Source organism: Halorubrum sp. B52 (genome assembly GCF_059752555.1).
This window is the reverse complement of sequence record NZ_MWTG01000008.1, coordinates 442,430-454,733: the sequence shown is the minus strand read 5'-3', so window position 1 is coordinate 454,733 and position 12,304 is coordinate 442,430. Positions and strand designations below refer to the sequence as shown.

15 protein-coding genes are annotated in these 12,304 nt (G+C 72.0%); 4 read left to right on the top strand and 11 right to left on the bottom strand.

Annotation, left to right across the window (positions count from 1 at the left end):
- Positions 1 to 224: 224 nt before the first annotated feature.
- From B4V04_RS08085 to B4V04_RS08075, 3 genes are read right to left on the bottom strand one after another with little or no spacing between them, the layout of a single operon-like run.
- The gene (locus B4V04_RS08085) at positions 225 to 950 is read right to left on the bottom strand and encodes a DUF8116 family protein (RefSeq protein WP_498230844.1); all 726 of its coding nucleotides are present in this window, start codon (positions 948 to 950) and stop codon (positions 225 to 227) included.
- A gap of 37 nt (positions 951 to 987) precedes the next feature.
- Complete coding sequence (locus B4V04_RS08080) at positions 988 to 1,641, bottom strand: DUF8054 family protein (RefSeq protein ID WP_498230686.1); 654 nt, start codon at positions 1,639 to 1,641, stop codon at positions 988 to 990.
- Positions 1,638 to 2,405 carry a nucleotide-binding protein gene (locus B4V04_RS08075; protein ID WP_498230684.1) on the bottom strand — a complete coding sequence of 256 codons (768 nt, stop codon included), beginning with the start codon at positions 2,403 to 2,405 and terminating at the stop codon, positions 1,638 to 1,640. Before B4V04_RS08075 ends, B4V04_RS08080 begins: the two co-directional genes overlap by 4 nt.
- Positions 2,406 to 2,535: 130 nt before the next feature.
- On the opposite strand from B4V04_RS08075, the gene B4V04_RS08070 reads away from it, so the two are divergent.
- The gene (locus tag B4V04_RS08070) at positions 2,536 to 3,840 is read left to right on the top strand and encodes an MBL fold metallo-hydrolase (RefSeq protein WP_498230683.1); all 1,305 of its coding nucleotides are present in this window, start codon (positions 2,536 to 2,538) and stop codon (positions 3,838 to 3,840) included.
- 25 nt (positions 3,841 to 3,865) lie between these two features.
- Here B4V04_RS08070 and B4V04_RS08065 read toward each other — a convergent pair whose 3' ends face one another.
- From B4V04_RS08065 to B4V04_RS08040, 6 genes are all read right to left on the bottom strand, one after another.
- Positions 3,866 to 4,150, bottom strand: a complete 285-nt coding sequence (locus tag B4V04_RS08065) for a DUF8152 family protein (RefSeq protein ID WP_498230681.1) — start codon at positions 4,148 to 4,150, stop codon at positions 3,866 to 3,868.
- Positions 4,151 to 4,157: 7 nt separating this feature from the next.
- The gene (locus tag B4V04_RS08060) at positions 4,158 to 4,430 is read right to left on the bottom strand and encodes a DUF7385 family protein (RefSeq protein ID WP_049906210.1); all 273 of its coding nucleotides are present in this window, start codon (positions 4,428 to 4,430) and stop codon (positions 4,158 to 4,160) included.
- 101 nt (positions 4,431 to 4,531) lie between these two features.
- The gene (locus B4V04_RS08055; RefSeq protein ID WP_498230680.1) at positions 4,532 to 5,455 is read right to left on the bottom strand and encodes an endonuclease V; all 924 of its coding nucleotides are present in this window, start codon (positions 5,453 to 5,455) and stop codon (positions 4,532 to 4,534) included.
- Entirely contained in the window at positions 5,456 to 6,412 is a 957-nt protein-coding gene (locus B4V04_RS08050; protein WP_498230678.1) for a rhomboid family intramembrane serine protease, read from the bottom strand.
- Between the two features lie 486 nt (positions 6,413 to 6,898).
- Entirely contained in the window at positions 6,899 to 7,603 is a 705-nt protein-coding gene (locus B4V04_RS08045; RefSeq protein WP_498230677.1) for a type I 3-dehydroquinate dehydratase, read from the bottom strand.
- An 82-nt stretch (positions 7,604 to 7,685) separates the two neighbouring features.
- Positions 7,686 to 8,660, bottom strand: coding sequence for a transcription initiation factor IIB (locus B4V04_RS08040; RefSeq protein ID WP_144799462.1), 975 nt, complete (start codon positions 8,658 to 8,660; stop codon positions 7,686 to 7,688).
- Positions 8,661 to 8,906: 246 nt separating this feature from the next.
- Here B4V04_RS08040 and B4V04_RS08035 point away from each other — a divergent pair, with 246 nt between their 5' ends.
- The 3 genes from B4V04_RS08035 (at position 8,907) to B4V04_RS08025 (ending at position 10,760) form a co-directional block, all read left to right on the top strand.
- Entirely contained in the window at positions 8,907 to 9,719 is an 813-nt protein-coding gene (locus B4V04_RS08035; RefSeq protein WP_498230676.1) for a cobalamin-binding protein, read from the top strand.
- Positions 9,720 to 9,786: 67 nt separating this feature from the next.
- Positions 9,787 to 10,341: a DUF84 family protein gene (locus tag B4V04_RS08030; protein WP_498230674.1), complete on the top strand. Its 555-nt coding sequence runs from the start codon at positions 9,787 to 9,789 to the stop codon at positions 10,339 to 10,341.
- 164 nt (positions 10,342 to 10,505) lie between these two features.
- Entirely contained in the window at positions 10,506 to 10,760 is a 255-nt protein-coding gene (locus tag B4V04_RS08025; protein WP_144799465.1) for a DUF7123 family protein, read from the top strand.
- A 47-nt stretch (positions 10,761 to 10,807) separates the two neighbouring features.
- Here the strand turns inward: B4V04_RS08025 and B4V04_RS08020 are convergent, their stop codons facing one another.
- Both B4V04_RS08020 and B4V04_RS08015 read right to left on the bottom strand, forming a co-directional pair.
- A complete protein-coding gene (locus B4V04_RS08020) occupies positions 10,808 to 11,416 on the bottom strand; it encodes a winged helix-turn-helix transcriptional regulator (RefSeq protein ID WP_498230672.1) in 609 nt (202 codons plus the stop codon).
- 102 nt (positions 11,417 to 11,518) lie between these two features.
- Positions 11,519 to 12,304: SPFH domain-containing protein (locus tag B4V04_RS08015; RefSeq protein WP_498230670.1), on the bottom strand; the 786-nt coding region annotated here is incomplete at its 5' end.

Sequence of the window (12,304 nt, the reverse complement as noted above, 5' to 3'; positions counted from 1 at the left end):
GGGGAGCGGGTCGCAGAGCGCGCCGAAGAGTTGGTCGCAGAGCGCGCCGAAGAGTTGGTCGCAGAGCGCGAACGTGGGGAGAGGGCCGAAGCAGTCAGGGAACGACGAACCGTCCGTCGGTTCGTAACCCGTCCTACATCCCCGTTTATCCTATACTTACCTCCCGACAGGAGAGTCAGGAACCGTAACGTGTTACAGAAGTTGTAACAGCACTCCGCGGACGGTCACTCGCCGGCGAGCCGCTCGCGCTCCGCGCGGAGGATCCGCTCCCAGACGCCGAACAGCCGGCTCTGCAGGCCGTACCGATCGTTCACCCGGCGGACCCACGCGTCGTCGGCGAACAGGAGGCGCTGGAACCGGCGAACGCGCGGCGAGAGCGACGTCCGGTCGCCGGCGTAGTAGGACAGCGACTCCTCGCGGGTCCGCTCGACGAGGGCGGACGGGACGTCGATGCCGTCGGCCGCGGCGGCGTGGACGAACCACTCCAGATGTAACAGCGCGTCGGCGAGGAGAAAGCGGTCGCGGAACCCCGAGACGCGGGCGAGCGCCGGTCGACCGTCGATCGTCACGTCCCGAGGGCGGGAGAACCGCGGGGCCGTCACCGTCACCCCGGCGGCCCCCGCAACCGCGGCGGCGACGCGCCGGAGGCGCCGATCGCCGTACCGCACCGGCGCGAGGAGCGCGAGCTCGTACCACGTCGGCAGCCACTCGCAGTAGGGCTCGGAGAAGGCGCCGTCGGCGAGCAGCGTCGCCGCGACCGACCGCGCCTCGGCGGGCGACAGCGTCGCGTGGTCGGTCCGGAGCCGGTCGACGACCCGCGCGCCGTCGACCGCGTCGACGCCGGCGAGCCCCATGCCGTCGGCGACGTGCCGGGTGTACGCGCGGCTCGCCGCGTACCAGTCCGCGAAGTCGGCGGGGCCCGTCAGCCGGAGGAGTCGGAGGACCGTGATGGCCCGACTACGCCCGCGGCCGACAAAACCGCTCCGCTCAACGCTCCGGAGTACGACCGAGTTCGGCCTCACCGTCGACGTCGCCGGAGTCGTCCGCGAGCGCCGCGTCGAGCCCCCACTCGTCGGCGCGCTCGGCCGCCTCCTCGCGCGCCTGCTCGCGGATCGCCTCGATCCGGTCGTCGTCCGCGAGGAACGCCGCGACGGCGTCGGCGTCGTCCGCCTCCGGGTCGGCCAGCCGCTCGTCGGGCGCCCGCTCGCGGGTGCGGTCGGCGAGCGACGGGTCGTCCGCGAGCTCCGTGGCCGCCGCGCCCGGCGCGACGCGGAGCGCGTCCTCCTCGTGGGCCGCGTCGAGCCCGTCGCCGTCGACCGCGTACAGCTCGACCCGGTACGGGCCGGGCACCGCGATCTCAGCGAGCGCGTCGGGGCCGCCGCTGTCGCTCACCGTGTTGTACGCGAGCACGGGAACCCCGTCCGCGAAGGTGAGGACGCCGCGCGCGTCCCCTTCCAACAGGAGCGTCTCCTGCGGGACGAGTGTCGCGTACCCGGTCAGCCCGCGGTCCAGCGCCCGCGAGAGCGTCGTGGCCACGTCGGAGACGACGCGCGACCGGAGGAGGGTCCCGCGAGGGATCCGGAGCTCGGGGGCCTCGTTCGGCTCACTCGATCCCGCCGCTCCGTCGGCGGAACCCGTCATGGCGTGTCGGGCACGACCGCGCTCCGGAACCGGTCGGCGACCGCGTCGCCGTCGCCGTCGCGCACGTCGAGCCGGGCCGCCGCCCGTCGGTAGCCGGCCGCCGCGTCGCTCTCCGGCGCGTGCGCGAGGAGGGGTTCGCCGGCGCGGCGCGCGTCTCGGACCACGTCGCTGTCGGGGACCCGGGCGAGCACCGGACCGCCGAAGTGGCGCTCGGCCTGTTCGGCCACGTCCGCGGCGTCGTCCCGGACCTTGTTGAACAGGACGCCCGCCGTCTCGGTGCCGTACGAGCGGGCGTACTCCTGGACCTTCAGCCCGTCCGAGAGCGCGGGGATCGTCGGCTCGACGACGACGACGACCCGGTCCGCGAGGACGACCGGGAGCACCGCCGACTTCGAGCCGAGCGCGGCCGGCGAGTCGAGCAGGAGCACGTCGGTGTCGCTCGCGAGCTCGGCGACCACGTCGCGGAGCCGACCCGGCTCGGCCGCCTCGAATCCCGCGAGCGACGTGCCGCAGGGAACGACCGAGAGCCCGAAGCGGTCGTACGTCGCCTCCGCGACGTCGGTCGCGGTCCCCTCGACGAGTAAGTCGTGGAGGGTGAGCGCCGCGTCGTCGAGCCCGGCGTGAAAGAGGAGGTTCGCCATTCCCGTGTCGGCGTCGACGACGGTGACGTCATGCTCGTCGGCCAACGCCATCCCGAGCGCGAGCGTGCTCGTCGTCTTGCCCGTGCCGCCCTTCCCGCTGGCGACCGCGAACGCCTCGACCATGCGCACACCTGTCCGGTCGCTCGGCTAAAGCCTGTCCATCGCGAAGCCCACCCATCGCGGGCGCGAGGGAGCGCGGCTACGGCCGAACCCCACCGCACAGCGTTTTGCCGTTCGGCGCCAAGCGGCGACCATGCCGACCGTCATCGACGCCGACGCGTTCCGCGACAGGATCGACGAGCGCCGCCGCGGCGAGCGGTCCTTCGCCCTCGTCGACACGCGGCCGGACGAGAGCTACGAGAGCTGGCGGATCGCCGACTCGGTCCACTACTTCTACAAGCCGTTCCACGAGTTCGACGCCGACGACTTCGCGGCCGAGACCGGAGTCGGACCCGACGACGCCGTCGTCACGGTCTGCGCGAAGGGGAAGGCCTCGCTCGACTTCGCCGAGGAGCTCGAAGCGGCGGGGTACGACGACGTGACGGTCGTCGCGGACGGGATGCGCGGCTGGTCGGGCGTGTACGACCGGACCGCGGTCCCGCTCCCCGACGCCGGCGACGACCCCCTCGACGTCGTCCAGATCCAGCGGCGCGCGAAGGGGTGTCTGGGGTATCTCGTGGTGGGCGGGCGGGCATCCGAAGCTGGGACCGACGGCTCCGACCGCGTCGCCATCGCCGATCCCGATGGCTCCGACCGCGTCGCCATCGCTGTCGACGTCTCGCGTCACGGCGACGAGTGGCGGGAGGCGGCCGCCGAGCGCGACGCGTCGATCGCGGCGGTCCTCGACACCCACGTCCACGCCGACCACCTCTCCGGCGGTCGGGACCTCGCCGACGAGCTCGGCGTCTCCTACTACCTCCCGGCGGCGGCCGCCGAGCGCGACGTGGCGGACGCGTTCGAACCCCTCGCGCGAAACGAGACGCTCGACGTCGGCGGCGTCGACGTGAAGGCGCTCGCGACCCCCGGTCACACCTCAGACATGGCGAGCTACCTCGTCGGTCGGTCGGCGGTGCTCACCGGAGACGCGCTGTTCACCGACAGCGTCGGCCGGACGGAGCTACAGTTCGGGGACGCCGACGAGAGCGCGAAAGAGACGCCGGACGGTTCCGCGGACGCGGCGGACGCGACCCACGGCGCGACACAGCTGTACGACTCGCTCCACGGGACGCTGCTCGCGGAGCCCGACGACGTCGTCGTCTGTCCCGGCCACTTCGCGGTCGGGAACGACGGGACGACCGGTGACGTGGTGCCCGGCGAGCCGGTGACGACGACCGTGGGGGCGGCGCGACGGGAGCTGGATGTGCTCGGACTCGACCGCGAGGCGTTCGTGGAGCGGATCACCGCGACCCTCCCGGAGAAGCCGCCGAACTACGAGGCCGTCATCGCGGCGAACCGCGGGGTCGAGTCGCCGTCGGACGAGACCGCGGCGATCGAGTTAGAGCTCGGACCGAACCGGTGTGCGGCGGACGCGAGCGGAGAGTCGACGGCGGACGACTGAGTCGCCGGCCGTCGAGACCGTGCGGTCACTCGCCGTCCGGCCGGTTCGCGATCCGGGCCGCGAGCTCCCGCGCGGCGTCGACGTGATCGTCTGCCTCCGGGTCGCCGGTCCCGTCGACTTCCGCGAGCAGCGTCCGGATCTCCGCGGCTCGTCGGACGACGGTCGCGTCGTCGACCTCGCCCTCGGCGATCTCCGCGGCCAGCGCCTGGGCCTCGCCGAGTCGCCAGCCGGCCTCGCGCTCCACCGGGCGCTCCTCGGTGGCCGCGAGGTGGTCACGTAACGTCGCGACCGGATCAGACTCGTCGCTCACGGTCGCGTCACTCGTCGTGGATGAAGACGAGCCGCTTCGTCTCGGTGTTACACAGACAGAGGTCGATCCCGTCCCTAGTGGCGCCGATCTGCTGCCAGCCGTGGTCGCTGACGAACAGCGTCTGGAACACGCCGCGGTCGCAGTCCGGGTTCGGGCAGCCGACGCCGGCGGCGTTCTTATAAACGGTCGTCCCCCCGCCGGAGCTCTGACGCACCAGCCCGTCGCGCAGCGAGCGGAACTCCTCGGCAGACATCGGTCCGTCCGTGTCTTCGTCTCCCATGTCTTCGCGTTCGCGGGCCACGATATATAAACCGGCGGTCCGTAACAGTCCGTGCCAGGATCGAGCGGCGATGGCTCGGAAGATTCGGGCGGATTCGCGAGTCAGTCCTCCCCGCGCTTCGCGGCGTCCGCGTACGCGTCCGCGAGCCGGGTCGGCTCGGGGAGCTTGTACCCCGCGCACAGCGCGTCGACCAGTTCGACGGTCGTCTCGGTCGAGACCCGGTGCCCGGGACTCACGTACAGGGGATTCACGCGGCGGCTGTTCGGGTACTGCCGCGACTGGAAGGCGTGGCCGACAACGGGGGCGTCGGCGGCCGCGTCGGCTGCGTCGGCCGCGTCGGCGCCCCTCTCGACAGTCTCGACCGGGTCGTCGGCGCGGATCGGCGTCCGCCACCCCTCGGGCCGCTCGTCGGTCGGCTCGTCGGGGTCGCCGCACAGCAGGCGCTTCGCGACGCCGACGCTCGGGACGTCGAGCAGGACGCCGACGTGGGTCGCGATGCCGGCCTCCCGGAAGTGGATCCGGCCGGAGCCGTCACAGACCAACAGGTCCGGCTCGGCGTCGAGCGCGTCCAGCGCGGCCAGCATCGGCTCCCCCTCGCGGAACGCGAGGAGACCCGGGACGTACGGGATCGAGAGCGGCGTGGTCGCGCTCGCGTACTCGATCACGACCCCGTCGCGGACCGCGACCGCGGCGGAAACCGCCCTGTCCTCGCCGTCGTCCGGGGTCAGGAACGCCTGATCGACGCCGACCACGACCGGCGCGTCGGGACCGCCCGCGTCGTCGTGCGTCCCCGGGAGCGACTCCTGGTGTGCGTCCGGGAGCCCGTCGGTCAGATCCGCGGGGTCGTCGATCGCGACCGCGGCCGGGTCGAGCCCGTGGTCGTCCGCGAACGTCGCCGTCGCGGCCAGCTCGCGCTGGAGCGACTCCATCTCGGCTCGAGAGAGGGCGGGATCCGGGAGGAACTCCGGGCGTTCGACGTCGTCGGGGTCGACCGGCGGCGACCGCGCCGAATCCGGCGGCGACATTTAAAAGCGCCCGCCGCCGGGGCCGCCCGGACCGCGCGGGCCGCGTACGCCGCCCATGCTCATCCCGCCGGGACCGCCCGCGGACCGCGCGAGGCTCTCGTTGCGCTTCCCGAACGCGAGCCCGATCGCGAAGCCGATCAGGTGCGCGAGGTGGGCGATGCCGCCGACGCCGCCCGTCCCAGTCTGGATCACGAGCACCGCCGAGATCAGCGCGATCCCCCACGTGAGGTACTTGATCTTCATCGGGATGACGAAGAACAGCAGCACCTGCATGTTCGGCCGCCAGACGGTGAGCACGCCGAGGATCGCGAAGCCGGCGCCGCTGGCCCCGAGCACGCCCGTCGTCGGGGCGTTCGTCGCGACCGCGAACAGGACGTGGCCGAGACCGGCGAGGATCCCCGCCCCGAAGAAGAACGCCACGAAGCGGCGCGAGCCGACCGCGCGCTCGACAAGCGGGCCGAAGAACAGGATCACGATGCTGTTGCCGATGATGTGGAACAGCTGGAGCCGAGAGTGCGAGAGCACGGAGGTGAACCAGGTCCAGACGTTACCGATCGCGTCCGAGCGGAGGACGAAGATCTGGCTGTGGGCGGCCTCGCCGAGCGTGAGCGTCACGGCCCACTGCGCGAGGAACGTGACCCACATCGCCGCCAACAGGGCGTACGTCGCGTTGCCGCGGACGTAGCTCACGAGCCCGCCCGTGCTCGTTTCGCGGTCGATGCGGCGCTTGACGCGGTCCGCGACGCCCGCGGACTCGCCGCCGGAGGCGCCCGACCCGCCCGCCTCGACGCTCTCGTCGAAGCCGCTGTCGAACACGCCGCCGGGGTCGTTCCACTGCGAGAGCCCCGGGCAGTCGTGGTTCTCCGGCAGACGGTGCTCGGCGCAGAACGTCTGGCCGCACCGCTTACACTGGTACGGGAGGTTCTCGTACTCCCCACAGACGTCGCACGTCGCCATTACCGCCCCTTACGGGGGCGCTCCTAAAGCGGTTTGGCTCTCGGACTTGATCTGTGGGAAATCGGACGGTGAGTGAGGCGGTTATTTATAAACACAGTGCGGTGTTGCGCCGGAGAGTACCGACGCCGGTCTGACTCACCGCTTATCAATCGTCGATGGCGCGATGAACGTCCACAAAGCCCCAGCCGCTCGGCCGAATGCGATCGGTGATTCGACGCTGAACACCTCCAAAGCCCCAGCCGGGAGGGCGGCGCACGCTCGCTGCGCTCCTCGTCACTCGCTGCGCTCGTTCCTGCGGTGCTTGCGTCGCCTGCCCCGCCCTCCCGGCTGCCCCTTTGAGTCCCGCCCGACCGCAACCGCCCCGCACCTCACGCCTCCCCAGCCTCGTCGCTGGCGCCGGCGGCGCCAGCGACTCCCTCGCGCGTGCTCCTCGCGGCCTACCGGCCGCTCGGAGGCACGCGCCACCGCACGTTTATTTATAGTAACTCACCCGTCCGTCTCGCCCTCCCGCAGCCCGTCGACGAGCCGGCGGAGCGTCGCGAGCGGGTACTGCCCGGGCGCGGTCGCGTTCGCGGGGTCGACGGGCGCGTAGCCGATCTTCGAGCCGTAGAGGGGCGTGACCGCGCGAGTGTGGCGGCCGGGCTCGCCCATGCACATCGTCGCGACGCGGTGGCCGGCCGCGGTCGCCTCGTGAGTCGCCTCGATCATCGCGAGCGCGTCTCCGGGCGCGGCCGCGGTCGTCGCCAGCTTCCCCACGTCGCCCTCGCTCGCCGCGTCGGCGAGCAGGTCGACGAGCGCGGCGGGCTCCGGCGTCGACTCGAAGTCGTGGACGGAGACGACGACGCTGACGTCCTCCTCGCGGGCCGTGTCGCGGAGGGCGGTCGCGTGCGACCGCTCGCCCTCGGGAGCGTTCCCGCGGAGGGCGGCGAGCTCGACGTCGACCGCGGCGACCGCGTCGTGTCCGAGCGCGGTCGAGAGCGCGTCGTACCGACCCAGGTCATCGGCCTCGCCGCCCTCCCACGACGCGCGGTTCGTGACGAGGAGCGGGAGCTCCCCGTCGTAGGCGTCGAGCTGGGCGAGCGGAGCGTCCGCGAGGTCCATCCGGAACTCCGCGGCGTCGGCGTGCTCGCGGGCGCGCGGCTCCTCCGAGAGGTCGGCCGTGCTCGCGGTCAGGACGAACTCCTCGAACATACCCGGGGGTTCCGGGGGCGGGGACTTATGTGTGTGCGTCCGGCCCGAACCGGGGCTCAGAAACAGCGGAAGCGACGCCGCCCTACGCGACGAGGCCGTCCTCGGCCTCCAACAGCTCGTGGTAGCGGTTCCGGATGGTGACCTCGCTGATGTCGGCGACCTCCGAGACCGCGGCCTGCGTCGTCTTCTCGTTGGTGAGGAGGGCGGCGGCGTAGACGGCGGCGGCCGCGAGGCCGACCGGCGATTTGCCGGAGTGGACGCCCTTCTCCTTGGCGTTGCGCAGGAGGCTCTTCGCGCGCATCTCCGACTCCTCGGAGAGCTCCAGGTCGGAGGCGAAGCGGGGGACGTACTGCTCGGGGTCCGCCGGCTTCACTTCCAGCTTGAGCTCGCGGACGACGTAGCGGTACGTCCGGGCGATCTCGGCCTTCTCGACGCGGGAGACGTCGGCGATCTCGTCGAGCGAGCGCGGGACGCCGGCCATCCGCGCGGCGGCGTACACGCAGGAGGTGGAGACGCCCTCGATGGAGCGGCCCGGCAGGAGATCCTCGTCGAGCGCGCGGCGGTAGATGACGGAGGCGGTCTCGCGGACGTTGTCCGGGAGCCCCTGCGCGCTGGCCATGCGGTCGATCTCGCCGAGCGCCTGCTTCAGGTTGCGCTCCTTGGAGTCGCGGGTGCGGAACCGCTCGTTCCACTTGCGGAGCCGCTGCATCTTCTGGCGCTGGCGCGCGCCGAGCGACCGGCCGTACGCGTCCTTGTCGCGCCAGTCGATGTTCGTCGAGAGCCCCTTGTCGTGCATCGTGTTGGTCGTCGGGGCGCCGACGCGGCTCTTCTCGTCCTTCTCGCGGGAGTCGAAGGCGCGCCACTCCGGCCCGCGGTCGACCGAGTCGGCCTCGACGACGAGGCCGCAGTCGGCGCAGACGCTCTCGCCGTGCTCCTCGTCGTTGATGACGTTCCCGTCGCACTCCGGACAGCTGAGCGTCTCGTCGGTTCGTTCCGATTCCTCCTCGTCGGTCTCCGTTCGGGAGCGACTCCCCCGCGTGTGTAATCGTTCACTCATGGCTAAACCCCCTCTCGGTAACTGAACACGGTCCGAGAGCGATCTTACCCGATAGACGGCGGAACCGAACTTAAAACGACCGGAACGTGTCGCCGGAAACCCGACGAAAGGACACGATCTATCACGCGTTTTCGGCGAGTGACACGATCCCCGAGCCGGCCCAACCCGACCCGACCGCCGCCCGGGCGACCGCCGACCCTCCGCCGACCGAAACGCTTGGGCCGCCGGCGTCCCGAGAGCGAGTCGATGACCGCTCCCCGCGTCGTCTCGCTGGCTCCGAGCGCGACCGCGACGGTGACCGCTCTGGGCGCCGCCGAGACCCTCGTCGGCGTCACCGCCCACTGCGACCCGCCGGCCGACGCCGGATCGGTGCACTCCGAGTCGGCACACCCCGGATCGGCGCACGACGAGGAGATTCCGGAGACCGTCGGCGGCTGGCTCAACCCGGACCTCGACCGCGTCGCCGCGCTCGACCCGGACGTCGTTCTCACGAGCGACGGCCTCCAGGCCGACCTCACCGAGGACTGCCGCGAGCGCGGCTTCGACGTCCGACACCGCGAGCCCGCCACCCTCGACGAGGCGATCGCGACGTTCGTCGCCCGCGGCGCCGACGTGGATCGACCGGAGGCAGGGGAGCGACTGGCAGAGGAGTCCTGCGAGCGGCTCGACCGGGTCGCCGAGGCGGTGGCGGACCGCCCGCTCCCGACGGTCTACTGCGAGGAGTGGTCGGACCCGCCGATGGCCGCCGGCAACTGGGTGCCCGACGCCGTGCGCGCCGCCGGCGGTCGCTACCCCTTCGTCGACCCCGGCGAGCGCTCCCGCGAGGTCGACCCCGCGAGCGTCGAGGCGGCCGACCCCGACCACCTGGTCGTCCACGTCTGCGGGCGCGGCGACCGGATCGACCCCGCGACCGTCGCGGAGCGCGACTGGACCGTCGACGCGCCCGTCCACGTGATCGACGACTCCCTCCTGAACCAACCGAGCCCGGCGCTGATCGACGGCGTCGAGCGGCTGGCCGAGCTGTTCCATCCGGAGGCGTTCCCGGAGTCGACTCGGTAGCCGTCCCCGGAGTCCGCCCCCGGAACCGACCCGACGCCTATTCGTACCCCGTCGCCCAACCGCCGGTATGCGAGTCGGCGTCGGCAGCGGCAACCCGGTGAAGCGGCGCGCGGTCGAACGGGTCCTGGAGTCGCCGCGGGGGCGCGACCTCGTCGACGAGGCCGCCGCGGACCCGACGACCGTCGCGGTCGAGTCGGTCCCCGTCCCGTCGGGCGTGAGCGAGCAACCCACCGGACACGCCGAGACGATCGCCGGCGCGGAGAACCGCGCCGCGGCGGTCCTCGACGCCGGAGCGTACGACCTCGGCGTCGGTATCGAGGGCGGCGTCGCGCGGTTCGACGGCGCCGACGAGCTGTTCCTCGTCATGTGGGCGGCGGTCTCGGACGGGTCGCGGACTGGCCGCGGGGGCGGACCGAGCGTCGCCCTCCCCGACGACGTCGCCGCGCGAATCGCTGGGGGAGAGGAGCTCGGCCCGGTGATGGACGACGTCCTCGACACGTCGGGCGTCGCGAGGCGCGGGGGCGCTGCGGGGGCGCTCACGGCCGGTCGCGTCGACCGCGCCGACGCGCTGGCGACGGCGGTAGCCGGAGCGCTCGGTCCGTTCGTCTCCGACCTGTACTGAATCGGCGGCGGTCGATCGAACCGAACGTCGCGGTTCGGTGTTCGTACCGAAACCGGAGACCGGTCCGGTGCTCGGTGGGGGCATTCGGCGGGGAAACAGCACGACCGCGGCGTGTTAACCGAGTCTACCAACCCGCTTATGGGCGGACGTCGCCTGTATCGGGTATGAGCACGGTCCAATCGGACGCGGTTGTCGTCGAGCCCGCCGGCCTCTCCGCGAAACAGGCGCGGATCCTGGGGTACCTGCGCGAGAACGCCGGCGACCGGACGTACTTCAAGTCGCGGCTGATCGCCGACGACCTCGACCTCTCCGCGAAGGAAGTCGGCGCGAACATGAGCGCCGTCGCCGACGCGGCCGCCGATATCGACGTCGAAAAGTGGGGGTACTCCTCCGGCACGACGTGGATGGTCACGGAGTAGCGGCGAGGGGGGGGTCGGGAAACGGCGTCGTCGGCCACGTCCGTCGACTACGGGTCGTAGGCGACGAGTTCTGCGGCGTCGTCGGCGAACGCGACGGCGTCGGCGTCGAACGAGTCGGCGTACCGGACCACGAGCGTGAGCAGCCGCTCGGGCTCGGTCAGCGCGTAGCCGTCCGTCCGGTCGAGCAGCCCGGCGTCGTCGAGCGCGGCGGCCGCGGCGCTGATCGTCGGCCGAGAGACGCCGAAATCGGCCGCGAGCTCCGCCCCCGTCGCGTTCGGGTCGCGCAGCAGCGCGAGGATCATCCCGCGGGGCGTGTCGCGGCGGAGGTAGCCGAGCGCGCGCTTGTCGAGCTCGTCGAACCGGCCCGCCGGGAAGTACCGGCGGTAGTCGGCGTCCTTCGCCGACTCGATCTCGCCCGCCTCCTCCAGCTTCCGGAGGTGGTACTGCGCCTCGCCGGTCCCGAGCCGGAGGTCGTCGCGGAGCTTCGAGAAGTGGGCGCCGGGGGTCGTCGGCACGTAGCCGCGGATCGCCTCGCGCGTCTCGTTGGGGTCTTCCTCCCCGTCGGCGCTCGCGGTTCCGACGAACGGCGCGGCGGCTCCGATGGCGGCGAACCGCCGGAGCGTCTCGCGCTTCCGTCCGTCGAACCCATCAGTCACGCGGGAGGATAGTCGACCCCGAGACAAAAGCACTTCGTTCGGGGCGGAATCGGCGGATCCGGTCGTGCTACCGGTTCCGCGACCGGCTCCGTCGCGGGCCGATCAGGTCTCCCGCTCGACCTCTTCGTCGACCGGCTCCTCGTCCATCTCCTGAATGACCTCGTCCGCGGACTTGATGTCCGCCCCGGCGCCGCCCGCCTTGACCGCCTCGGCCTCCTTCTCCAGCTCCTCGACGTCCATCTCGGCGGACTCCTCGATCTGACCGAGGATCTCGTCGATGTCGTCGAGCCCGAGCATCTTCCGGGTGTTGTCGTCGAACTCCTTGCCCTCGAGCCCCTCCATCTCTTGGACGTCGGAGCCGGAGAGCGCCTTGCCGTAGCGGCCGACGAGGCTGGTGAGCTCCTGCGGGAGGACGAACGTCGTGGACTCGCCCTTGCCGATCTCTTCGAGGGTCTCCATGCCGCGCTCGATGATGGCGCGCTCGCCCATCGACTCGGCGGAGCGCGCGCGGAGGACCGTCGAGATCGCGTCCCCCTGCGCCTCCAGGATCTGGCTCTGTTTTTCCCCCTGCGCGCGGATGATGTTCGACTGCTTGTCACCCTCCGCCTGCTCGACCGCGGAGCGGCGTTCCCCCTGCGCCTCCAGGATCATCGCGCGCCGGCGGCGCTCGGCGGAGGTCTGCTGCTCCATCGCCTGCTGGACGTCCTTCGAGGGGTTGACCTCGCGGACCTCGACGCTCTCGACGCGGATCCCCCACTCGTCCGTCGGCTCGTCCAGCTCCTTGCGGATCTTCGCGTTGATCTCCTGGCGCTTGTTCAGCGTGTCGTCGAGCTCCATGTCGCCGAGGACGGCGCGGAGCGTGGTCTGCGCGAGGTTCGAGACCGCTTT